Genomic DNA, 22,883 nt, shown 5'->3' on the forward strand with positions numbered 1-22,883 from the left:
CCCTGAGTTCGCTGAATGTCTTCAGTGAACTCAGGGGCCAGCGCAGCCTGCGGCAGCGGCTACGGGAGCGCGGTGTGGCTTAGAAGGTCATCTCGATCACATCATCCGGCACAATCAGCTTGCCGGCGGTCTTGGCGATAATTTCCTCGACGCTGATGCCCGGCGCGCGCTCGCGCAGGATGAACGCGCCGTTCTCGATCTCCAGGTACGCAAGGTCGGTCAGCACCTTGCGAATGCAGCCCGCGCCGGTCAGCGGCAGGCTGCACTGGGGCAGCAGCTTGGACTCGCCGTCCTTGGAGGCGTGGGTCATGGTGACGATGATGTTGTCGGCGCCGGCCACCAGGTCCATGGCGCCGCCCATGCCTTTCACCAGCTTGCCGGGGATCATCCACGAGGCGATGTTGCCCTGCACGTCCACCTCGAAGGCACCCAGCACGGTAAGGTCGACGTGGCCGCCACGAATCATGGCGAAGGATTCGGCCGAGTTGAAAATGGACGCGCCCGCCCGGGCGGTGACGGTCTGCTTGCCGGCGTTGATCATGTCGGCGTCTATGGTTTGCTCGGTAGGAAACTCGCCCATGCCCAGCAGGCCGTTTTCCGATTGCAGCATCACGTCGATGTCGTCGGGGACGTAGTTGGCCACCAGGGTCGGAATGCCGATACCCAGGTTCACGTAGTAGCCATCCTTGAGTTCGCGGGCCACACGCTGGGCCATTTGTTCGCGGGTCAGTGCCATGTGCAAAACCTCTTGTTGTTCTGGGCCGGGCCTCAGGCCTTGACGGTGCGCTTTTCGATGCGTTTTTCGAAGGTGCCGAGAATCACCCGGTCGACGTAGATGCCGGGGGTGTGAATCTGGCTGGGCGGCAGCTCGCCAGGGGCGACGATTTCCTCGACCTCGACCACGGTGATCTTGCCGGCGGCAGCGGCCAGCGGGTTGAAGTTCTGCGCGGTGTGGCGGTAGATGACGTTGCCGAAGTGGTCGGCCTTCCAGCCCTTGACGATGGCGAAGTCGCCGGTGATGGCCTCTTCAAGAATGTACTTGCGGCCGTTGAACTCGCGCACTTCCTTGCCGTCGGCCACCGGGGTGCCGTAGCCGGTGGCGGTGTAGAACGCCGGGATGCCAGCACCGCCAGCGCGCATTTTTTCCGCCAGGGTGCCTTGGGGGGTGAGTTCCACTTCCAGCTCGCCGTCCAGCAGCTGGCGTTCGAACAGGGCGTTCTCGCCCACGTACGAGGCGATCATCTTGCGGATCTGCCGGTCTTCCAGCAGCACGCCCAGGCCAAAGCCATCGACGCCGCAGTTGTTGGACACCACGGTCAGCCCGCGCACGCCCATGCGCTTGATCTGCGCAATCAGGTTTTCGGGAATGCCGCACAGGCCGAAGCCGCCGGACAGTACCGTCATGTTGTCGGTGAGGCCGGCGAGGGCCTCTTCCCAGGTTGCTACTCGCTTGTCGAGCCCAGCCATATCGATCCGCCTTGTTTTAATTATTGGACTAACGCCAGCTTAGCCCAGGAGCGTGTTTGGCCCATCTTCTCGCCAACGGAGTTATTTGTTAATTTTGTTTTTCTGATGGATTGATTGAGTTTGCAAAACAATGAACATCAAGCAGCTTCGCGCGTTCCTGGCCGTGGCCCAGGCCTTGAGCTTCGCCCAGGCCGGCGAGCGCCTGCACCTGTCGCAGCCAGCCCTGAGCCTGACCATCAAGGGCCTGGAGGAAGACCTGGGCGGTGCGCTGTTGATCCGCACCACCCGCAGCGTGGCCCTGACCCCCGAGGGCGAGACCCTGCTGCCCCTGGCGCGGCAGCTGCTGGCCGACTGGGACAACGCCGAGGAACTGCTGCGCCAGCACTTCACCCTGCAGACCGGCAAGGTCTCGATCGCGGCCATGCCCTCCTTCGCCGGCAACCGCCTGCCTGCTGCGCTGAAGACCTTCCGCGACCGCCACCCAAGGGTGAACGTGGCCGTGCACGACGTGATCAACGAGCAGGTGCTGGAAATGGTGCGCCACCGCCGCGTGGAGTTGGGCATCGGTTTCGAGCCCGAATCCACCCGTTCGCTGGTATTCACGCCGTTCTACCTGGACCGCTTCGTGGCAGTGGTGGCGGCCGATTCGCCCCTGGCCCAGCGTGACAAGCTCAGCTGGAGCGAGCTGTTGCAGGAGGACTTCGTCACCCTGCAACGTCCTTCGGCGGTACGCCTGATGCTGGAGCAGGACCTGGCCGATACCCACGGCAAGCTGTCTGTGGCCTTCGAAAGCCACCAACTGAGCACCGTCGGCCGCATGGTCGCCAGCGGCCTGGGCGTGAGCGCGGTGCCGTCGCTGTGCATCGAACAGATGGAGGAACTGGGCGCGCGTTGCGTGGCCCTGGATGAGCCGCGCATCGAGCGGCGCATCGGCCTGATGCGCCTGGCTGATCACAAGCTGTCGGCGGCGGCGCAGGCGTTGCAGGAAGTGCTGATTGAAACGTCCGCCCAACAGCAACCCACGCCATGACGGCTTCCACACGGATACCGCGGTGCTCCCGGACGCAGCCTTCGGCAGCTGCTACGCGAATCCTCCGTAGCAGCGGCCGCCAGGCCGCGTCAGGGAGTACCGTGCATCGACAGGCATACCGCGTAAGGACGCCGCCTGCGGCAGCTGCTACGGGGTGGGGGTGGTTTGGGGGATCAGCGGCAGGTCTTCTGCGACGTTGTATTGGCGGGGCAGGTTGACGGGGTGGTAGTCGCCGCTTTCCAGGCGCTGCAGGACTGAGCGGTGCAGCACCGCGCCCTCGGCGATGTAGCGCGGCCGTGGCTGGCCGAACGGCGGCATGCTGCCGATGGTGAACACGTGCTTGTGCAGCGTGTAGCTCCAGGCCCGGCGTGGCAGCCATTCGGCCAGCGGCCATGGCCAGGTCATGGAGTCGTGCAACTGCCCGGGGCCGCCGGCGTCCAGCAGTTGCAGTTCGCGGGCGCAGCCGTCGGGGTCCAGCGCCAGGCCCAGGGCCCGCGCCTCGCCCAGCATCCAGCGCAAGGCCAGCAACGCCGGGCCCGATTCGTCCACCGCGTAGCCACCGCCCACGTCGCTGTGTACCCCGGCGAACCACACCTGGCGCACGTCGGTGCCCTGCCCCGGGCGCTTCTGCCACAGGTTGGGGCGGAAGAAACAACGACGCTCGTCGATGGACAGCGCATGACGGACGTTCTCCACCATGGCGTTGCTGGCGGTGTACGGCAGCACCAGCGGGTCGTAGATCCAGCCCTCGGACTTGACCGTGTCGAACAGCCCCAGCAGGTGCACCTTCACCGGCCGGCCAAAGGTGGCCTTGAACGCGTCCTGCAGCTTGAAGTCCGGCTGCTTGTCGCTGTTGCGCGCCTGCAACATGGCCCAGGCATAGTCGAACAGATGCGCCTCGTGGCCGCGCACCAGGCCCACGGCGTCGATCAGCGCCGCCAGCGCGCGCACGGCGTAGGCGCCCCGGGAAAAGCCGAACAGGTAGAGCTGGTCGCCCTCGCGATAATGCCGGGCGAGAAAGCGATAGGCGCCGCCCACGGTCTCCTTCAAACCCCAGCCGAACGCCAGGCCGCACAGCCGCGAGGGCAGTTTCTGCCACTCGAACAGCGTCTCGCGCAGGCCGAAAGTGCCCACGCCCTGGTCGTAATAGGACATGACCCGGGCGGGATCATCGGGCAGGCAGCGGATCATCCGCAGTATATTGGTAGGTTGCAGGCTGAAGCGGTTGTTGGTGCCGTCCAGGCAGACCACGAGCTGTCGACCCATGCCGTTTCCTTGTGTTGAATGTTATTTCCCTAGCGTCGTCAGACTATAAGCCATCCATGTTTCAGGGAGTAGCCATGCGCCATCATCGACTCGCAGACACCTCCGTTTCCCTCATCGGCCAGGGCACCTGGCGCATGGGCGAAGACCCCGGCGCCAGGCGCCAGGAGGTCGCCGCCCTGCAACTGGGCATCGACCTGGGCATGAGCCTGATCGACACGGCTGAAATGTACGGCGAAGGCGGCGCCGAACAGGTCGTGGGCCAAGCCATCGCCGGGCGCCGCGAGCAAGTGTTCCTGGTCAGCAAGGTATACCCGCACAACGCCAGCCGCAGCGGCGTGGCGGCTGCCTGCGAGCGCAGCCTCAAGCGCCTGGGCACCGAGCACATCGACCTGTACCTGCTGCACTGGCGCGGCCAGTACCCGCTGGCGGAAACCGTGGAAGCCTTCGAACGCCTGCGCGAACAGGGCAAGATCGGCCGCTGGGGCGTGTCCAATTTCGACGTCGACGACCTGGAAGAGCTGGACGACGAGCGCTGCGCCACCAACCAGGTGCTGTACAACCCCGAGGCCCGCGGCATCGAATTCGACCTGCTGCCCTGGAGCCAGGCCCGCAGCCTGCCGACCATGGCCTACTGCCCCATCGCCCAGGGCGGCAAGCTGCTGCGCCATGCGGCGTTGCAGGCCATCGCCGACAAACATGGCATCACCGCCGCCCAGGCCTGCCTGGCGTGGGTGCTGCGCGAGGACGGGGTGCTTGCCATTCCCAAGGCCGTGCACCCCGACCATGTGCGGCAGAATGCAGCGGCAACCGCTATCCAACTGGATGATGAAGACCTCAAACAGCTGGATCTGGCCTGCCCACCCCCCAAGCGCAAGCAGCATCTTGCAATGGTTTGACGGCGAAATTTCCCTGCTGGCGGTCGGCCAGCGCGCTTTTCAAAGGCCGGCCCGCTGGCGGATAATGCGCCCCCATTGCACCCAGTCGCAGGCTCTGCATGGGCTCACCGTTCGAGGAAATATGGTTTCTGTCACCGTCACCGCCAAACAGCTGGAAGTCACCCGCATCGTCGACGTGCTGTCGCGCGCCATCGCCCAGCAACGCCTGCGCCCCGGCACGCGGCTGGTAGAGGCGCAGATCGTCGAGACCCTGCAGGCCAACCGCAACCACGTGCAGGTGGCCTTGCAGCGCCTGGCCATGCAGCACATCGTCACCATCGAGACCAACCGCGGCGCCATCGTCTCGCAGCCTTCGGCCCAGGAAGCACGGGAAGTGTTCGCCGCCCGTCGAGCCATCGAGCGCGCCATCGTCGAGGCCATCACCCCCGACGCCCTGGCCGCCAACGCCGACACCATCGCCGCGCAAATGCAAGCCGAACACCAGGCCTCGGCCAGCGGCGACCGCCGCGAGACCGTGCGTGTGCGCAGCGAATTCCACCTGATGCTGGCCGACCTGTGCGGCAATCGTTTGCTGCGTGAAATGCTCGGCAACCTGATCGTGCGCAGCTCGCTGATCGTCTCGCTGTACCAGCGCCTGGAAACCTCCTCCTGCCGCTGCGACGACCACCAGGCCATCCTCGATGCCCTGCAGTCGGGCAACAGCGACAACGCCATCCGCGCCACGCTGGACCACCTGGTCGACCTGGAAGGCCAACTGGACCTGGATGAACAGAGCGCGCCGGATGTGAACCTACGTGAAGCACTGGCCGACTTGTAGAAGAGGCCCTGCTCTACATACGCTGAAAGACAAAAATCCAATCACGATCGAGGATTTTTGCAACCCTTGGCATCGCAGTCCGGTTGAGCAGGGAAGCTCCTGACGCCGGACGACGAAACGGCTCGCCCTGATTTGTCCTGCTGTGCGCCGGCGATAAGTCCACCCAAAAACACGATATACGCCATGCTGAGATATTGCTGAACCAAATTGACCGGGGCACTGAACATGATTGAGCTAATTCCCTTCGAAGCATCTCGTTACCTTACTGATGAACACACCATGGCCGAATTTCTCAGCGCTGCGCTGGAGGATGAGAACCCTGATGTTTTTCTCAGGGCGCTCCAGGAAGTTGCCAAGGCACGAGGCACGAGCCAACTGGCTGCGGATGCCGGGCTTAACCGTGAAAGCCTTTACAAAGCGCTCGCCCCCGGGGCGAAACCACGCTACGACACCGTGCTGAAGGTTATCAACGCCTTGGGGCTGAAACTGTCGGCCCATCACCCTTGATCAAGTACCCATAGCATCCGCCGGGCGCCCATCCGCCAGGCGCGCCGCCTCGGTCTGCAGGCACGCGGTAAACGCCTCCACCAGCACCGACGCCGGGCGGTACTGGGGCTGGATCAGGCTGACGCTGAACGGCGCCGCCACCGCCAGCGGCCGCAGCACCAGGCCGCGGGCCGCCTCGTCCAGCGCGGTCAGCGGGTTGACGATGGCCACCCCCAGCCCCTGGCGCACCATGGCGCACACCGAGGCGGCGGTGCTGGTCTCGATCACCCCGTGCCGCTGCACGTTGGCGCGGCGGAACTGTTCGTCGAGCATCTTGCGGTACAGGTCCAGCCCGGACAGGTTGATGAACGCCTGGCCGTCGAAATCGCTCAGTTCCAGGCGCGCCTTCGCCGCCAGCCCATGGCCGGCCGGCAGCACTGCCACCATCTCGGCGCAAAACAGTTCGAAACCCCGGGTGCCGCGCGGCGGGTGGCGGCTTTCGATCAGGCCCAGGTCGTAGCGCTGGCCGCTGAGCGACTCTTCCAGCGCCGGTGACTCCTGGGCGGTGATGCTCACCGCCACGGCGGGGTACTGGCGGCTGAACGCCAGGCACGCCGCCGGCAGCAGCACCTGGGCGAACATCGGCAGGCAGGTGATGTTCAACTGGCCCTGGTCGAAACGGCGGATCGACTCGGCAACGCTGGCGATCTGCTCCAGCCCGACGTAGGCGCGCTGCACCTCCTCGAACAGCATCAGGCCCTGGGCCGTGGGCGTCAGCCGGCCGCGCTCGCGCACGAACAACGGCATGCCCAGCAGGCTTTCCAGCCGCGCCAGCTCGCGGCTGACCGTGGGCTGGGAGCTGAGCAGCAACTGCGCGGCGCCGGTGACGCTGCCGGCGTTCATCACCGCGCGGAACACTTCGATATGACGCAGGGATATGTCCATCGCAAAGACTCGAAATCAAACCTAAGCCATATCAAAACTGAATGGACAGAGAAAAAACAGATATTTTATTGAATAGAGATAATTGCGCATGATGGCCACCTTTCCCCTTCACGGCCACACCACCATGTTCGATCGCATCCTGCCCCTCGTTCAGCAACACGCCACGCCTTTCTGGACCTACGACGCCGCCATCATCCGCCAGCGCATCAGCCAGCTGCAGGGCTTCGACGTAATCCGCTTCGCCCAGAAGGCCTGCTCCAACGTGCACATCCTCAAGCTGATGCGCGAACAGGGCGTGCAGGTGGACGCGGTGTCGCTGGGCGAGATCGAGCGTGCGCTGCTGGCCGGCTACAGCCCCCAGGGCGAGCCGGCGGGCGTGGTGTTCACCTGCGACCTGCTGGACCGCGCCACCCTGGCGCGCATCATCGAGCTGGACGTGGAGGTCAACTGCGGCTCCATCGACATGCTGCGCCAACTGGGCCAGCAGCACCCCGGCCACCGCGTATGGATTCGCCTGAACCCCGGCTTCGGCCACGGCCACAGCCAGAAGACCAACACCGGCGGCGAGAACAGCAAGCACGGCGTGTGGCACAGCCAGCTGGGCGAAGCCCTGGCCGTGGTGCGCCAGTACGACCTGCAACTGGTGGGCCTGCACATGCACATCGGCTCGGGCGTGGACTACGCGCACCTGGAAGAAGTGTGCACGGCCATGGCCGACGCGGTGATCGGCATGGGCCACGACCTGGAGGCCATCTCGGCCGGCGGCGGCCTGTCGGTGCCCTACAAGGATGACCAGCAGCCGGTGGACACCGAGCGCTACGCCGCCATCTGGGACGCCGCCCGCCAGCGCGTGGCCGCCCACCTTGGCCACCCGGTGCGCCTGGAAATCGAGCCGGGGCGTTTCCTGGTGGCCGAGTCCGGCACCCTGGTGACCGAAGTACGCGCCATCAAGGACATGGGCAGCCAGCATTTCGTGCTCGTGGACGCCGGCTTCAATGACCTGATGCGCCCGTCCATGTACGGCAGCTACCACGGTTTCACCCTGCTGGACCGTGACGGCCAGCCACGCACCGGCGAGCTGCGCCCCACCGTGGTGGCCGGCCCGCTGTGCGAGTCCGGCGACGTCTTCACCCAGCACGAAGGCGGCCTGGTAGCCCCGCGCCCGCTGCCGCGCGCCGAGGTGGGCGACCTGCTGGTGATCCACACCACTGGCGCCTACGGCGCGTCGATGTCGTCGAACTACAACAGCCGCCCGCTGATTCCCGAGGTGCTGCTGGACGGTGACCAGGTACAGCTGATTCGCCGCCGCCAGACGCTACAAGAGCTCTTCGCCCTAGAGCTTGGCGCCTGACCCGTAGCAGCGGCCACAGGCCGCGTCCCAGGCCCCGCGATTCAGCTGGTACGCCGCGTGACGCAGCCTTCGGCAGCTGCTACGGGGGTTTCATGAAACTTCCCTCATGATCGCCACCCACTATTGTCGGGAGCAAACCCCAAGCGTATGCTGCGCGCGTTTTCAATCACCGCGGAGACCCCACGTGGGCACTTGTTCGAGCGACAGTAGTCGGCCGGTCATCGATACCGGCATTTTCTCGGCGAGATAACGCGCAGCTTCCCTGCCGTGTCTCGCCTTGACGCGAGAGACGGCAATCCTGCCGGCGCCCCCCATGCGGGGCGCCGCAGCCTTCCCTTCTCCACAGACTCCCCTGCCCCGGCCTGCAACGTTGCAGCCAGGACAGCGCACGTGCCTGCGCGATGGTCTCCCCACTGCCAACTGGGGAAAGCAGCGCCATGAATTTCACCCTGCTCAAAGAATTTTTCGCAGGCTTCCTGCGGACTCGCCACATCGCCCGGCATTTCCGCCGCCTGGCGCTGTTCGAAAGCCTGAATGACGCCAACGTCAGCCGCGAGATACCCCCCACCCTGGCCCACAGCCTGGTGGCGGCCGCGGGCGGTGACAGCCAGGCCCTGCTGGAACGCCTGGGCAGCCACGCCGATGGCCTCAGCGAAGCCCAGGCCCAGGACACCTGCGCCCGCGTGGGCCTCAACGAGGTGGAGCACGAGCAGCCGCTGGCCTGGCACGTGCACCTGTGGCAGTGCTACAAGAACCCCTTCAACCTGCTGCTGACCCTGCTGGCCATCGTCTCGTTCATCACCGAAGACATGAAGGCCACCCTGGTGATCGGCAGCATGGTCGTGCTCTCGACCCTGCTGCGGTTCTGGCAGGAGGCGCGCTCGAACAAGGCCGCCGACGCCCTCAAGGCCATGGTCAGCAACACCGCCACCGTGCGCCGCCGCAACGCCGACGGGCACCTGCGCGTGGAACTGCCGATCAAGCAACTGGTGCCCGGCGACGTGGTGATCTTCAGCGCCGGCGACATGATCCCCGCCGACTGCCGCCTGCTCAGCGCCAAGGACCTGTTCGTCAGCCAGGCCGCCATGACCGGCGAATCCATGCCCGTGGAGAAGTTCGTGCAGCTGCGCGACCCGGCCACGCGCAACCCCATGGAACTGGACAACATCCTGTTCATGGGCACCAACGTGGTGTCCGGCGCCGCCAGCGCGGTGGTGGTCGCCACCGGCAACGGCACCTACTTCGGCGCCCTGGCGCAACGGGTCGGCGCCACCGACCGTGCGCCCACGGCGTTCCAGACCGGCGTCAACAAGATCAGCTGGCTGCTGATCCGCTTCATGCTGGTGATGGCGCCGCTGGTGCTGTTCATCAACGGCTTCACCAAGGGTGACTGGATGGAAGCGGTGCTGTTCGCGCTGTCCATCGCCGTGGGCCTGACCCCGGAAATGCTGCCCATGATCGTCACCTCGACCCTGGCCAAGGGCGCGGTGTTCCTGTCGCGCAAGAAGGTCATCGTCAAGCGCCTGGACGCCATCCAGAACTTCGGCGCCATGGACGTGCTGTGCACCGACAAGACCGGCACCCTGACCCAGGACAAGATCTTCCTTGCCCGCCACGTCGACGTGTGGGGCCAGGAGTCCGATGAGGTGCTGGAGATGGCCTACCTCAACAGCTACTACCAGACCGGCCTGAAGAACCTGCTGGACGTGGCCGTGCTGGAACACGTGGACGTGCAGCGCGACCTGCAGGTGGCCACGGCTTTCCGCAAGGTCGACGAGATTCCGTTCGACTTCAATCGCCGGCGCATGTCGGTGGTGGTGGCCGAGCACGACCAGCACCACGTGCTGATCTGCAAGGGCGCGGTGGAAGAGATTCTCTCGGTGTGCCACCAGGTGCGCCACGGCGACCAGGTCGAGCCGCTGTCCGACAGCCTGCTGGCGCGCATCCGCCAGGTCACCGCCGAGCTCAACGCCGAAGGCCTGCGCGTGGTGGCCGTGGCCGCCAGCGAGCGCCCGCCTACCCAGGAAAACTATGGCATCCATGACGAACGCGAGCTGACCCTGATCGGCTACGTGGCCTTCCTCGACCCGCCCAAGGAGAGCACCGCGCCCGCGCTCAAGGCCCTGGCCGCCCACGGCGTGGCGGTGAAAGTGCTGACCGGCGACAACGAGCTGGTCACCGCCAAGATCTGCCGCGAGGTGGGCCTGGCCCAGCAAGGCCTGCTGATGGGCAACGACATCGAGGACATGAGCGACGCGCAATTGGCGGTGGCCGTGGAAACCACCAACGTCTTCGCCAAGCTGACGCCTGCGCACAAGGAACGCATCGTGCGCCTGCTCAAGGCCAACGGCCACGTGGTCGGCTTCATGGGCGACGGCATCAATGACGCCCCGGCGCTGCGCACTGCCGACATCGGCATTTCGGTGGACAGCGCCGTGGACATCGCCAAGGAAGCGGCCGACATCATCCTGCTGAAAAAGAGCCTGATGGTGCTGGAAGAAGGCGTGCTGGAAGGCCGTCGCACCTTCGCCAACATGCTCAAGTACATCAAGATGACCGCCAGCTCCAACTTCGGCAACGTCTTCTCGGTGCTGGTGGCCAGTGCGTTCATCCCCTTCCTGCCGATGCTGCCGATGCACCTGCTGGTGCAGAACCTGCTGTACGACATTTCGCAGATCGCCGTGCCGTTCGACAACGTCGACGACGAGATGCTGATGAAGCCGCAGCGCTGGCAGCCGGGCGAGGTAGGCCGCTTCATGCTGTTCTTCGGGCCGATCAGCTCGGTGTTCGACATCACCACCTTCGCGCTGATGTGGTACGTGTTCGGCGCCAACAGCCCTGAACACCAGACCCTGTTCCAGTCCGGCTGGTTCATCGTCGGCCTGCTGACACAGACCCTGGTAGTGCACATGATCCGCACGCCGAAAGTGCCATTCCTGCAAAGCCGCGCGGCCATGCCGTTGATGGTGATGACCGGGGTGATCATGGCCATCGGCATCTTCCTGCCCATGGGCCCGCTGGCGCACTACTTCAAGCTGCAGGCACTGCCGCCGCTGTACTTCGCGTTCCTGCCGGTGATTCTGGTGGCGTACGTGGCGCTGACCCAGGCCATGAAGCGGTTCTACATCCGCCGCTTCGGCTGGCAGTAATGTAGCCTGCGGCAGCGGCTACAGTTCAGTTGCCGGAAAAGCGCTCGCGGCTGTTGGTGAGGTGCAGCACCATCGCCGCCCGCGCGGCGTCCGGGTCCTGCTTGCGGATGGCGTTGAGGATGGCCTCGTGCTCCTGGTTGGCCAGGTAGCCCAGGCGCGCGAAGTCGGCGTCGCCGCGCTCATCGCCCTTGACCCGTGTGCGCGGGATCATGGTGTCGCCCAGGTGCTGCATGATCTCGGTGAAATAGGTGTTGCCGGTGGCCTCGGCGATCAGCTGGTGGAAGCGCTTGTCCTCTTCCACGCAGCTGTCGTTGTTGGCCAGCGAGGCCTGGTAGTCGTCCAGCGCCTGGCGCATGCGCCGCAGCTGTTCATCACTGCGGCGCACGGCCGCCAGGGCCACGGCCTGCACCTCCAGGCCCATGCGCAGCTCAAGAATGCCGCGCACGCTGGCGGCGGTGTCCAGGCTCAGGCGCAGCCCCAGTTGCGATTCGCGCTCCAGCACGAAGGTGCCGATGCCGTGGCGGGTTTCCACCAGCCCCGACGCCTGCAGCTTGGAGATAGCCTCGCGGACCACCGTGCGGCTGACCCCGTGCTCGCGCACGATGGTCGGTTCGGACGGCAGCTTGTCGCCAGGGCGGAATTGCCCCAGCAGGATCTGCTGGCGCAGCACCTCGACCAGGTCGTGGGCCAGGCTGGTGGCGCGCTTGCGCGTGGGGGCGTTGCTTGGGTCGTGCATGCCAACACATTCCGCGAAATAGTCAGCCCCAAGCTTACCACCGAACCCCCGTAGCAGCTGCCGCAGGCTGCGTCCGCCCCACGCGGTGTATCAGCCATAGGCCATGGCGTCCAGGACGCGGCCTGCGGCCGCTGCTACGGGTTCAGTAGCGCCGCGTAGGCCAGGGCCATCAGTGACCAGGCCAGCAGCGGGTGGAACACCAGCCGCCACGCCCGCGCCTGTGGGTCGAAGCCCACCCCGTGCACGTAGCCGGCGGCAATGCCCCACAACATCAACATCAGCACGCCGTGGCTGTACTGCCCGCGGCTGTCGAGCAGCAGCACCGGGTGCAGCAGCAGGATCAGGCTCAACGGCAGCACCAGTGCCAACGACAGCCAGCGGCTGGCGGGCCGGCGCAGCGGCCCCAGGGTTTCAGCGTGCACCGCTGCCCTCCTCGTCCAGCGCACCGGACGCCTCCAGCCACAACGCATTGATGATGCCGAAGCTGCACGCCAGCAGCACTCCCAGAATCCAGGCGAAATACCACATGTGTTCAATCCTCAGTAAAGGCCGTGGGGGTTGTCGTTGATGTGCGCGGTGGTGACGGTGCCCCACATTTTCGCGTAGCACCACAGCGTGTAGCACAGGATCAGCGGCACGAAGATCGACGCCGCCACCAGCATGATGACCAGCGTGGTATGGCTCGACACCGCGTCCCACACGGTCAGGCTGGACGCCGGGTCCAGGCTGGACGGCATCACGAACGGGAACAGGGCGAAACCGGCCGTGCACAGGGTGCCGACGATGGCCAGGCTGCTGCCCAGGAAGGCGATGCGTGGCCGGTCGCCCAGCGCCGCGATCAGCGCCAACAGGCCGCCGAATACCCCCAGCAGCGGCGCGATGGCCGTGATTGGGTAGGTCACGTAATTGCCCAGCCAGCCGGGGTTGCCCGCTGCAACGGTCTTGGCCAAGGGATTCAGCGCCACGTTGGGGTCGAAGCTGGAACTGATCACCAGGCCATTGATACCGCCGGTCGCAAGCCAGGCGCCGACGCCCAGGAACGCTGCCAGGTAGACGAAGGCCAACCCTTGCGAGACCTTGCGCGCCCGCTGGGCCATGACGCCCTCGGTGCGCATCATCAGCCAGGTGCCGCCGTGCAGGCACAGCATGCTCAGGCTGACCACCCCCGCCAGCAGCGCGAAGGGGCTCAGCAGTTGCCAGAACGAACCGTGGTAGCTGCTGCGCAGGCTGTCATCGAACTGGAACGGCAGGCCGAGCAACAGGTTGCCGAACGCCACGCCAAACACCAGCGACGGCACCAGCGCGCCAATGCACAGCGCCCAGTCCCAGCCCCGGCGCCAGCGGGTGTTTTCAAGTTTGCTGCGGTAGTCGAAGCCCACCGGCCGCACGAACAGCGCGAACAGCACCAGCAGCAGCGCCCAGTACAGCCCGGAGAACGCCGCCGAATACACCAGCGGCCAGGCGGCGAACAGCGCGCCACCGGCGGTGATCAGCCACACCTGGTTGCCGTCCCAGTGCGGCGCGATGGTGTTGATCACCACCCGCCGTTCCTGGTCGTTGCGGCCTACCAAGGGCATCAGCGCCGCGGCGCCCAGGTCGAAGCCGTCGGTCAGGGCGAAGCCGATCAGCAGCACGCCCACCAGCACCCACCAGACCAGCTTGAGGTTTTCATAGTCGAACATCACACGGCTCCTTGCAGCACGGGCGAATGGGCGGCGGCAGGTGCAGCGGCGGCGCCGTTTTCAAAGTGATACCGGCCGGTGTGCAGGCTGCTCGGGCCCAGGCGGGCGAACTTGATCATCAGGTACATCTCGATCACCAGCAGCACGCTGTAGAACGCCACCAGCGCCAGCAGCGAGCCCCACACGTCGCTTGCCGACAGGCTCGAGGCCGACAGGTGCACCGGCAGCACCTCGCCGATTGACCACGGCTGGCGACCGTGCTCGGCCACGTACCAACCGGTCTGCGTGCCCACCCACGGCAGCGGCAGGCTCAGCAGCGCCCAGCGCAGCAGCCAGCGCTTGCGGGTTTCGTTCTTGCGCGCCGAGGCCCAGAACGCACACACGAACAGCAACAGCATCAGGAAGCCGCTGAGCACCATCAGCCGGAAGGTCCAGAAGATCGAGGCCACGCCGGGAATGGAATCCAGCGCCGCCTGCTTGATCTGCGCCTCGCTGGCGTCCACCACCTGGTCGGTGTATTTCTTCAGCAGCAGGCCGTAGCCCAGGTCTTTTTTCACCGCGTTGAAGGCAGCCAGGGCCTGGTCGCTGTGGTCGCCGCCGCGCAGCCGTCCCAGCGCCTCGTAGGCAAGCATGCCGTTGCGGATGCGGCCTTCGTGCTCGGCCACCAGGTCCTTGATGCCGGTGACCTGCTTGTCCACCGAACGGGTGGCGATGATGCCCATCACGTAAGGGATTTTCACCGCGTAGTCGGTGCGCTGCTCGGCCTGGTTGGGCAGGCCGAACAGGGTGAAGGCGGCGGGCGCGGGCTCGGTGTCCCACTCGGCCTCGATGGCGGCCAGCTTGGTCTTCTGCACGTCGCCGATCTCGTAGCCGGACTCGTCGCCCAGCACGATCACCGACAGGATCGAGGCCATGCCGAACGCTGCGGCAATGGCGAACGAGCGCCGGGCGAAGCCGATGTCGCGGCCCTTGAGCAGGTACCAGCTGGAAATCGCCAGCACGAAGATCGAGCCGGTGACGTAGCCCGAAGCCACGGTGTGCACGAACTTCACCTGCGCCACCGGGTTGAGCAACAGCTGGCTGAAGCTGGCCAGCTCCATGCGCATGGTGACGAAGTTGAACTCGGCACCCACCGGGTTCTGCATCCAGCCGTTGGCGATCAGAATCCACAGCGCCGACAGGTTCGAGCCAATCGCCACCAGCCAGGTGACGCCCAGGTGCTGCACCCGGCTCAGGCGGTCCCAGCCAAAGAAGAACAGGCCGATGAAGGTCGACTCCAGGAAGAACGCCATCATGCCTTCGATGGCCAGCGGCGCGCCGAAGATGTCGCCCACGTAGTGGCTGTAATAGGCCCAGTTGGTGCCGAACTGGAACTCCATGGTCAGCCCGGTGGTGACGCCCAGGGCGAAGTTGATGCCGAACAGCTTGCCCCAGAAACGGGTCATGTCCTTGTACACCTGCTTGCCCGTCATCACGTAGACGGACTCCATGATGGCCAGCAGGAAGGTCATGCCGATGGTCAGGGGCACGAACAGGAAGTGATACAGCGCGGTCATCGCGAACTGCAGCCGGGATAGGTCGACGACTGATTCGGAAATCATTTCGGACTCTTCTCAAGGGGGGCGGAGGGGGTGCCGAACAGGTGTCGGCCAAGGTTCGTGCCGTCGTCCTTGACGTCAGCCGCCGGGCCAAACCACACCAGGCGGATCCCCACCAGCAGCACCAGCTTGAGCACCAGCACCAGGGTTATTTCCCGGGCCAGCGGCTTGTTCAGAAAGGCGAAATGAGCGGTCATGGCGGCTACTCGGTGGAGGTGCGCCATTCTTGTAGCGGGGCTGGTTGGCGAAATTGATCCAGATCAATTTCAAATGGCCATCACTGTGTGGCAAAGCGCCACACCACTTGTCAGCAACTCATCATACAAGTACGCGCTGTAGCCGCTGCCGTCAGGCTGCGCTGGCCCTGTTGGTCGCTGTAGATTTCCAGTGGTTGGAAGGGCCAGCGCAGCCTGGCGGCAGCGGCTACAAGCGAAGCGGGTTTTAGATCGGTTTCGTTGCCGCGACCGCGCTGGTTAGATCAACTCATTCCACGAAACCAATTGCTTCAATTCACCAGCACTTGTACGATGACTGTCAACAGGGACCACCCTGTCACCTACCCGCATAAAAATAATCAGTGGGAGATTTTGAATTGTGAGCAATTCAACGCAGTCCTCTGCCGTCGTCGACGGCGATCCGCTCCTGGCGCGCGCCGTCGCCAAAGTGAAGAGCCATGTGCTCCCACTCTTCGTCCTGATGTTCATCGTCAACTACATCGACCGGGTCAACATTGGCTTCGTGCGTACGCACATGGAGCACGACCTGGGCATCGGTGCCGCGGCCTATGGCCTGGGCGCCGGGTTGTTCTTCATCGGCTACGCGCTGTTCGAAGTACCCTCCAACATTTTGCTGCAGAAAGTCGGCGCCCGCGTGTGGCTGACGCGCATCATGTTCACCTGGGGCATCGTCGCCACGATGATGGCGTTCGTGCAGAACGAAACCCAGTTCTACATCCTGCGGGTGTTGCTGGGCGTGGCCGAAGCCGGCTTCTTCCCCGGCGTGCTGTACTACTTCACCCGCTGGCTGCCCGGCGCCGAACGCGGCAAGGCCATCGCCATTTTCCTCAGTGGTTCGGCCGCGGCCTCGCTGATCTCCGGCCCGCTGTCCGGCGCACTGCTGCAGCTGGACGGCCTGGGCCTGCACGGCTGGCAGTGGATGTTCGCCATCGAAGGCATGGTCTCGGTGCTGCTGGGCTTCTTCGTGTGGTTCTGGCTGGACTCCAAGCCCCATGACGCCAAGTGGCTGAGCCGCGAGGAGCAGGACAGCCTGGTGGCCGCCATCGACCAGGAACAGAAGGACCGCGAGGCGCTGCAAACGGTCAAGCCCACCCTGGGCAAGCTGCTCAAGGACGGCCAGATCCTGATCTTCTGCGTGCTGTACTTCTGCATCCAGCTGACCATCTACGCCGCCACCTTCTGGCTGCCCAGCATCATCAAGAAAATGGGTGACCTCAGCGACCTGCAGGTGGGCTTCTTCAACTCCATCCCCTGGCTGATCTCGATCATTGCCATGTACGGCTTCGCCGCGCTGTCGGGCAAGTTCCGCTTCCAGCAGGCCTGGGTGGCCACCGCGCTGCTGATCGCCGCCGCCGGCATGTTCCTGTCCACCACCGGCGGGCCGGTGTTTGCCTTCGTCGCCGTGTGCTTCGCGGCCATCGGCTTCAAGTCTGCTTCATCGCTGTTCTGGCCCATTCCCCAGGCGTACCTGGACGTGCGCATCGCCGCCGCGGTCATCGCCCTGATCAACTCCCTGGGCAACCTGGGCGGTTTTGTCGCCCCGGCCACCTTCGGCCTGCTGGAGCAGAGCACCGGCTCGATCCAGGGCGGCCTGTACGGCCTGACCGCCACCTCGATCCTGGCCGCGGTGCTGGTGTTCTTCGCCCGCACCCAGCCCAAAGCCCCGACCGCCACCCCAAGCGCGCCGCTGCACGGCACCGCGCTGGGCAAGGCCCACTGATTTCCCGAGCACACAGGAACCCGACATGAGCACTCAACGCACCCCCGTCGTCACCCAACTGCAAGTGATCCCCGTGGCCGGCCACGACAGCATGCTGATGAACCTCAGCGGCGCCCACGGCCCGTACTTCACCCGCAACATCGTGATTCTCACCGACAGCAGCGGCAACGTTGGCGTGGGCGAAGTACCGGGCGGCGAACGCATCCGCGAAACCCTGGAAGACGCCCGCAGCTTGGTAGTAGGCCAGCCCATCGGCCAGTACCAGCGCGTGCTCAACCAGATGCGCACCACCTTCGCCGCCCGCGACGCCGCCGGCCGTGGCCTGCAGACCTTCGACCTGCGCATCACCATCCACGCCGTCACCGCCATGGAGGCCGCCCTGCTCGACCTGCTGGGCCAATTCCTGGAAGTGCCGGTGGCCGCCCTGCTGGGTGAAGGCCAGCAGCGCGACGCGGTGAAAATGCTCGGCTACCTGTTCTACGTCGGTGACCGCAGCGCCACCAGCCTGGCCTACCGCAGCGAGCCCGACGCCAGCGACGAGTGGAGCCGCCTGCGCCACGAAAAGGCCATGACCCCCGAAGCCGTGGTGCGCCTGGCCGAAGCCGCCAAGGCCAAGTACGGTTTCAACGACTTCAAGCTCAAGGGCGGCGTGCTGCGCGGCGAAGAGGAAATCGAAGCCGTCACCGCCCTGGCCGAACGCTTCCCCGACGCGCGCATCACCCTGGACCCCAACGGCGCCTGGTCGCTGAAGGAAGCCATCGCCCTGTGCCGCGACCAGCACAAGGTGCTGGCCTACGCCGAAGACCCCTGCGGCGCCGAAAACGGCTACTCGGGCCGCGAAGTGATGGCCGAGTTCCGCCGCGCCACCGGCCTGCCCACCGCCACCAACATGATCGCCACCGACTGGCGCGAAATGGGCCACGCCATCCAGCTGCAATCGGTGGACATCCCCCTGGCCGACCCGCACTTCTGGACCATGCAGGGCTCGGTGCGCGTGGCGCAGATGTGCAACGAATGGGGCCTGACCTGGGGCTCGCACTCCAACAACCACTTCGACATTTCCCTGGCCATGTTCACCCAGGTGGCGGCCGCCGCCCCCGGCGACATCACCGCCATCGACACCCACTGGATCTGGCAGGACGGCCAGCGCCTGACCAAGGCGCCGCTGCAGATCGAAGGCGGCTTCGTCAAGGTCCCGGCCAAGCCGGGCCTGGGCGTGGACATCGACATGGACGCCGTGGCCAAGGCCCACGAACTCTACAAAGGCATGGGCCTGGGCGCACGGGACGACAGCGTGGCCATGCAGTTCCTGATTCCGGGCTGGAAGTTCGATAACAAGAAGCCGTGCATGGTGCGTTGATAGCGTGGTGTTCCGGACGCGGCCTTTGGCCGCTGCTACGCAGGTCAAGGCCGCGTCCGTTCCCCCCTCAATCCTCAACCCCCTGCTCCGGCACCCCTCGCTCCCCCTCCACCACATACCCGGTATCGATACTCACCACCACCGACATCCCCGGCCGCAGGCGTTGCGCCTCCGGCTGGTCCTTGTCGACGGTGATGCGCACCGGGATGCGCTGGGCGATCTTGACGAAGTTGCCGGTGGCGTTGTCGGCCTGCAGCAGGCTGAATTCCGAGCCGGTGGCCGGCGAGATGCGCTGCACGTGGCCGCGCAGGCGCAGGTGGTTGAGGGCGTCGACGGTGAAGGTGGCGGGCTGGCCGATGCGCACGTTGGCCATCTGGGTTTCCTTCATGTTGGCGATGACCCAGAGGTTGTCCGGCACCAGGGCCATGAGTTGGGCGCCGGAGTTGACGTAGGCCCCCAGGCGCACGCTGATCTGCCCCAGCTGGCCGTCGCGCGGCGCGGTGATGCGGGTGTTGGCGTAGTCGATGCGCGCCAGTTCCACGGCAGCCTCAGCGCTGCTGACGGCGGCTTCCAGGGAGGCGCGGTTGACGATGACGGTCTGCAGGTCCTGTTTCGAGATTTCCAGCGCGGCCTTGGCCTGGGCCAGGGAGGCGATGGCCGCGGCGTTGGCGGCGCGGGTCACGTCCAACTGGCTGCGGGACACCGAGCCATCGCTGATCAGGTCTTCGTTGCGGCGCAGGTCGGCGGCGCTCTTGCGCGCCTGGGCGTCGCTGTCGCCGATGGCGGCCTGGCGCTGGTCGATGGTGGCTTCGGCGCTGCGCCGCTGTTGCAAGTTGTTGGCCAGGGAGGCCTTGGCCTGGTCCAGCTGCGCCAGGGACTGGTCGACCTTCTGCTTGTAGATGCGGTCGTCGAGGCGCACCAGCAGGTCGCCGGTCTTGACGAACTGGAAGTCCTGCACCGGCACCTCGAACACGTAGCCGCTCAGCTGCGGGCCGATGATGGTGGTCTGGCCGCGCACCAGGGCGTCCTCGGTGCTCTCGATCTTGCTGCTGAACGGCGGCAGTTCCCAGGCGTACAGCACGATCAGCACGCCAACGATGGCGACGCTGGCGAACATCAGCGAGGAAATCACCCGCACCCGCAGCGAGCGTGGCGCCGTGGCCGGCGGGGCCACGCCCTCGGGGGTGGAGGCGATGGCGTTGGTGGTCGTGGTGGTCGGTTCGGTCATGAAGGGGGCGCGCCGCTGGCAGGTACGGAAGGCGGCGCCGGTGGGGCCGCCTGGGTGGTGGTGGTCAGCAGCCACAGGCTGCGGATGAAGATCCAGAGCATGGTCAGCACCGCGACGCCGGCGATGAACATGAACACGTCGTTGTAGGCGAGGATGTTGGCCTCGCGGGTGGCCACGGTGGACAACGCGCGGTAGCCCAGGTTGGTGCGCGCCGAGGGGTCGGCCACGGTGGAAGCATAGCTGGCCGCGCTGCTTTGCACGCGGGCCACCACCAACGGGTCCATCAAGGTGAGCTGCTCGACGATGACGCTGGAATGGAATTTCTCCCGCACGATCTGGTAGGTGCCCAGCAGCGCCGCGCCGATCAGGCTGCCCAGGTTATTGCAGATACCGAACAGCACGGAGAAGCTGATCAGGTTGCGCGGGTTGGTGATGACGTTGCGGGTGCCCAGGGCCATGGTCGGGCCGACGAAGAAGGTGCCGCCGAAGGCCAGCAGGAACTGGCTGAAGTACATGTTCCAAGGCCGCGTGAGGTTGTTGGAGAACGAATCCATGTACGACCCGGTGGCCATCAGCGCCAGGGACACGATCAGCGGCATGAACAGGTGCTCGGGGCGGATGGTCCAGGCGCTGACCGCCAGCCCCGCCACCGCGCCCACCAGCATCACGAAATACAGGCTGCGCATCTGCTCCTGGCTCATGTTCAGCGCCTGCAGGAAGCCCACCGCGCCGGTGGACTGTTCCGAAGCCACCATGCGGATCAGGATCACCCCCAGCGCCAGGCGGATGGCCACGCCGCTGCCCAGCCAGCGGGTCATGAGCATGGGGTTGCTGCGGTTATGCTCGATGGCAAGGCCGGTGAAGATCAGCACGATGGCCGCCGCCGAGGCCCAGCCGATCCATGGCGCGGCCAGCCACCAGTCGATGCGCCCCAGGGACAGCACCGCGCACAGCAGGGCGAAGCCGGTGGCGAGGATGCCGAAGGTGAGGAAGTCCAGCGGCTCGAAGGTCTTGAAGCGGTCGCCGGGGGGCAGCTTGAGCATGAACACGCAGCCCAGGGCGGTCAGCGCCAGGCCCAGTTCGAACAGGTAGAGCCCGCGCCATTCGGCGATCTGCAGCAGGTCTTCGGAGAACACCCGGGCCAGGGGCAAGGCCAGCTGCGATGAGCCCAGCCCCAGCACCAGGGCCTTGAGCCGCCATTTCGCCGGGAAGGCCTGGGTCATGTAATACAGGCCCAGGGAGCTGAGCGCCGCCCCCACCATGCCGTGGGCCGCGCGCACGGCAATGGCCGAGTCGAGGTCGTTGACGAACAGGTGGGCGAAGGTCACCAGGGCGTACAGCACCAGGAAGCCTTCGGTGAACGCGCGCAGGCCAAACTGCTGGCGGAACTTCACCAGCACCAGGTTCATGGAGATGTTGGTCATGACGTAGGCGGCGGGCAGCCAGGCCATTTCCGCCTGGGTGGCGCCCAGGGCGCCCTGCAGGAATTGCAGGTTGGCGGTGACCAGCGCGTTGCCCAGGCCGCCGGTGATGGCCACCAGCAGCCCGACCGCGCCGAAGGCCAGGCGCTTGGGCGTGGAATGCAGCGGCGTCGACGGTGAACCGGGCAGCGTCGGCTTTTCGTGGGGCAGCCATTGGTGGGGGGCGTAGCGGTCCATTGGCACCTGTTGGAGTCGGAAAAACGTTGACCCTATGAGGGTACCAGTAAATCCGACTGCAACGGGTTGCGCCAGTTCGCAGGCTCACCATGCAAATCCGTAGCCGCTACCGTCAGGCTGCGCTGGCCCCGGAGCACGCTGAAGATTTCCAGCGAGGCCAAGGGCCAGCGCAGCCTGGCGACAGCGGCTACGGGGTCAGCCGATACATACCTTGCCATCGAACAGCAACCGCGCCGTGCGCACCAGGCCACAGCTGATCACCTGGCCGTTATCGGTGTGCACCGCCACGGTGAACTCACCGGTGGGATGTTCCACCGCCAGGCGCTTGTGGGCGCCTGCGGGCACCACGCCAAGGCCATCGGCCACTGAGCCGGGGTACAGGCACGCCGTGGCGACGCTGACTGCGCCGAACACGCCGATGGACGCATGGCACTTGTGCGGGATGAAGCTGCGGCTGCTGATGGCCCCGCCCTGTTGCGGCGCCGCCACCAGGCACATTTTCGGCACGGTGCGCGCGCTGACGTCGCCCAGGTTCATGGCTGGGCCCGCCTGCAGGCGGATGGCCTCGATGCGCGCCTTCAATTGCGTGTCGGCGTCCAGCTCGGCGCGGCTTTCGTAGCCCGTGCGGCCCAGGTCGGCGGCGCGGATCAGCACCACCGGCATGCCGTTGTCGATGCAGGTTACCGCCACGCCGTCGAAGGTATCGACGACGTTGCCGGTGGGAAACAGCTCGCCACAGCTGGAGCCGGCAATGTCGTCGAAGTCGATGACAATGGCCGCCGAGGTGCCCGGCACGCCGTCGATACGGGTGTCACCGGCGTAGGCCACTTCGCCGCCCGGAGTCTGCACCTGGGCGGTGGCGGTCTGGCCGGTGTTCTCCATGAAGATGCGCACGGCGGTGACGTCGCCGGTGGCCTTGACCAGGCCGCGCTCCAGGGCAAAGGGGCCAACGCCGGCGAGGATGTTGCCGCAGTTCTGGCCGTAGTCCACCCGCGGTTCATCCACCACCACCTGGGCAAACAGGTAGTCGACGTCAACGCCGGGCCGCGTCGAAGGCTTGATGATCGCCACCTTGCTGGTCAGCGAGTCGCCGCCGCCAATGCCATCGATCTGCCGGGCATCGGGCGAACCCATGGCCGCCAGCAGCAGGCGGTCGCGGGCGGCGCTGTCGGCGGGCAGGTCGCTGGCCAGGAAGTAGGCACCCTTGGAGGTGCCGCCACGAATCATCAGGCAAGGAATTCGACGCTGGGCCACGGTG

The 22,883-nt window shown here is 65.8% G+C and carries 21 protein-coding genes; 8 read left to right on the forward strand and 13 right to left on the reverse strand.

Features of this window, described 5'->3' with window-relative positions:
• Positions 1-79: 79 nt before the first annotated feature.
• The gene (locus AC0Z2B_RS25390) at positions 80-736 is read right to left on the reverse strand and encodes a CoA transferase subunit B (protein ID WP_476300301.1); all 657 of its coding nucleotides are present in this window, start codon (positions 734-736) and stop codon (positions 80-82) included.
• 32 nt (positions 737-768) lie between these two features.
• Positions 769-1,467, reverse strand: coding sequence for a 3-oxoacid CoA-transferase subunit A (locus tag AC0Z2B_RS25395; protein WP_473003740.1), 699 nt, complete (start codon positions 1,465-1,467; stop codon positions 769-771).
• A gap of 130 nt (positions 1,468-1,597) precedes the next feature.
• Between AC0Z2B_RS25395 and AC0Z2B_RS25400 the strand changes: the two genes are divergently transcribed.
• Positions 1,598-2,497 carry a LysR family transcriptional regulator gene (locus tag AC0Z2B_RS25400; RefSeq protein WP_476300304.1) on the forward strand — a complete coding sequence of 300 codons (900 nt, stop codon included), beginning with the start codon at positions 1,598-1,600 and terminating at the stop codon, positions 2,495-2,497.
• Between the two features lie 147 nt (positions 2,498-2,644).
• Here the strand turns inward: AC0Z2B_RS25400 and AC0Z2B_RS25405 are convergent, their stop codons facing one another.
• On the reverse strand, positions 2,645-3,763 hold the full coding sequence (locus tag AC0Z2B_RS25405; protein ID WP_476300306.1) for a DUF2235 domain-containing protein: 1,119 nt from the start codon (positions 3,761-3,763) through the stop codon (positions 2,645-2,647).
• A gap of 74 nt (positions 3,764-3,837) precedes the next feature.
• Here AC0Z2B_RS25405 and AC0Z2B_RS25410 point away from each other — a divergent pair, with 74 nt between their 5' ends.
• The 3 genes from AC0Z2B_RS25410 to AC0Z2B_RS25420 all read left to right on the forward strand — a co-directional run bounded on the left by AC0Z2B_RS25410 (position 3,838) and on the right by AC0Z2B_RS25420 (position 5,983).
• The gene (locus AC0Z2B_RS25410) at positions 3,838-4,659 is read left to right on the forward strand and encodes an aldo/keto reductase (protein WP_476300309.1); all 822 of its coding nucleotides are present in this window, start codon (positions 3,838-3,840) and stop codon (positions 4,657-4,659) included.
• Positions 4,660-4,780: 121 nt separating this feature from the next.
• Positions 4,781-5,476: a GntR family transcriptional regulator gene (locus AC0Z2B_RS25415; RefSeq protein ID WP_416425744.1), complete on the forward strand. Its 696-nt coding sequence runs from the start codon at positions 4,781-4,783 to the stop codon at positions 5,474-5,476.
• A 225-nt stretch (positions 5,477-5,701) separates the two neighbouring features.
• Positions 5,702-5,983 carry an addiction module antidote protein gene (locus tag AC0Z2B_RS25420; RefSeq protein WP_476300311.1) on the forward strand — a complete coding sequence of 94 codons (282 nt, stop codon included), beginning with the start codon at positions 5,702-5,704 and terminating at the stop codon, positions 5,981-5,983.
• Here AC0Z2B_RS25420 and AC0Z2B_RS25425 read toward each other — a convergent pair whose 3' ends face one another.
• Positions 5,984-6,907: a LysR family transcriptional regulator gene (locus tag AC0Z2B_RS25425; RefSeq protein ID WP_476300313.1), complete on the reverse strand. Its 924-nt coding sequence runs from the start codon at positions 6,905-6,907 to the stop codon at positions 5,984-5,986. It abuts the gene before it with no gap.
• Between the two features lie 124 nt (positions 6,908-7,031).
• On the opposite strand from AC0Z2B_RS25425, the gene lysA reads away from it, so the two are divergent.
• Both lysA and mgtA read left to right on the forward strand, forming a co-directional pair.
• Positions 7,032-8,258, forward strand: a complete 1,227-nt coding sequence (gene lysA, locus AC0Z2B_RS25430) for a diaminopimelate decarboxylase (RefSeq protein WP_476300316.1) — start codon at positions 7,032-7,034, stop codon at positions 8,256-8,258.
• 437 nt (positions 8,259-8,695) lie between these two features.
• Positions 8,696-11,407 (forward strand): magnesium-translocating P-type ATPase, encoded by a 2,712-nt coding sequence (mgtA, locus tag AC0Z2B_RS25435; RefSeq protein ID WP_476300318.1) that lies wholly within the window; start codon positions 8,696-8,698, stop codon positions 11,405-11,407.
• Between the two features lie 25 nt (positions 11,408-11,432).
• On the opposite strand, the gene AC0Z2B_RS25440 is transcribed toward mgtA, so the two are convergent.
• From AC0Z2B_RS25440 to cydP, 6 genes are all read right to left on the reverse strand, one after another.
• Positions 11,433-12,143, reverse strand: a complete 711-nt coding sequence (locus tag AC0Z2B_RS25440) for a FadR/GntR family transcriptional regulator (protein WP_476300320.1) — start codon at positions 12,141-12,143, stop codon at positions 11,433-11,435.
• 134 nt (positions 12,144-12,277) lie between these two features.
• Positions 12,278-12,565, reverse strand: a complete 288-nt coding sequence (locus tag AC0Z2B_RS25445; protein WP_476300322.1) for a cyd operon YbgE family protein — start codon at positions 12,563-12,565, stop codon at positions 12,278-12,280.
• Complete coding sequence (gene cydX, locus AC0Z2B_RS25450) at positions 12,555-12,671, reverse strand: cytochrome bd-I oxidase subunit CydX (protein ID WP_416425753.1); 117 nt, start codon at positions 12,669-12,671, stop codon at positions 12,555-12,557. The genes AC0Z2B_RS25445 and cydX overlap by 11 nt, the downstream gene beginning before the upstream one ends.
• Positions 12,672-12,682: 11 nt before the next feature.
• Positions 12,683-13,825, reverse strand: coding sequence for a cytochrome d ubiquinol oxidase subunit II (cydB, locus tag AC0Z2B_RS25455; protein WP_476300325.1), 1,143 nt, complete (start codon positions 13,823-13,825; stop codon positions 12,683-12,685).
• Positions 13,825-15,426 (reverse strand): cytochrome ubiquinol oxidase subunit I, encoded by a 1,602-nt coding sequence (locus tag AC0Z2B_RS25460; RefSeq protein ID WP_476300327.1) that lies wholly within the window; start codon positions 15,424-15,426, stop codon positions 13,825-13,827. Before AC0Z2B_RS25460 ends, cydB begins: the two co-directional genes overlap by 1 nt.
• The gene (cydP, locus tag AC0Z2B_RS25465; RefSeq protein WP_416425757.1) at positions 15,423-15,620 is read right to left on the reverse strand and encodes a cytochrome oxidase putative small subunit CydP; all 198 of its coding nucleotides are present in this window, start codon (positions 15,618-15,620) and stop codon (positions 15,423-15,425) included. The genes AC0Z2B_RS25460 and cydP overlap by 4 nt, the downstream gene beginning before the upstream one ends.
• 478 nt (positions 15,621-16,098) lie before the next feature.
• Here cydP and AC0Z2B_RS25470 point away from each other — a divergent pair, with 478 nt between their 5' ends.
• Both AC0Z2B_RS25470 and gudD read left to right on the forward strand, forming a co-directional pair.
• Positions 16,099-17,379: an MFS transporter gene (locus tag AC0Z2B_RS25470; protein ID WP_476300329.1), complete on the forward strand. Its 1,281-nt coding sequence runs from the start codon at positions 16,099-16,101 to the stop codon at positions 17,377-17,379.
• A 25-nt stretch (positions 17,380-17,404) separates the two neighbouring features.
• Positions 17,405-18,739, forward strand: a complete 1,335-nt coding sequence (gudD, locus tag AC0Z2B_RS25475; protein ID WP_476300331.1) for a glucarate dehydratase — start codon at positions 17,405-17,407, stop codon at positions 18,737-18,739.
• Between the two features lie 67 nt (positions 18,740-18,806).
• On the opposite strand, the gene AC0Z2B_RS25480 is transcribed toward gudD, so the two are convergent.
• From AC0Z2B_RS25480 to AC0Z2B_RS25490, 3 genes are all read right to left on the reverse strand, one after another.
• Positions 18,807-19,967, reverse strand: coding sequence for an HlyD family secretion protein (locus AC0Z2B_RS25480; RefSeq protein ID WP_476300334.1), 1,161 nt, complete (start codon positions 19,965-19,967; stop codon positions 18,807-18,809).
• Entirely contained in the window at positions 19,964-21,625 is a 1,662-nt protein-coding gene (locus tag AC0Z2B_RS25485) for an MFS transporter (RefSeq protein WP_416425784.1), read from the reverse strand. Before AC0Z2B_RS25485 ends, AC0Z2B_RS25480 begins: the two co-directional genes overlap by 4 nt.
• 195 nt (positions 21,626-21,820) lie before the next feature.
• On the reverse strand, positions 21,821-22,879 hold the full coding sequence (locus AC0Z2B_RS25490; RefSeq protein WP_476300336.1) for a 4-oxalomesaconate tautomerase: 1,059 nt from the start codon (positions 22,877-22,879) through the stop codon (positions 21,821-21,823).
• Positions 22,880-22,883 lie beyond the last annotated feature (4 nt).

It is taken from the genome of Pseudomonas sp. GYB4201 (assembly GCF_056312595.1).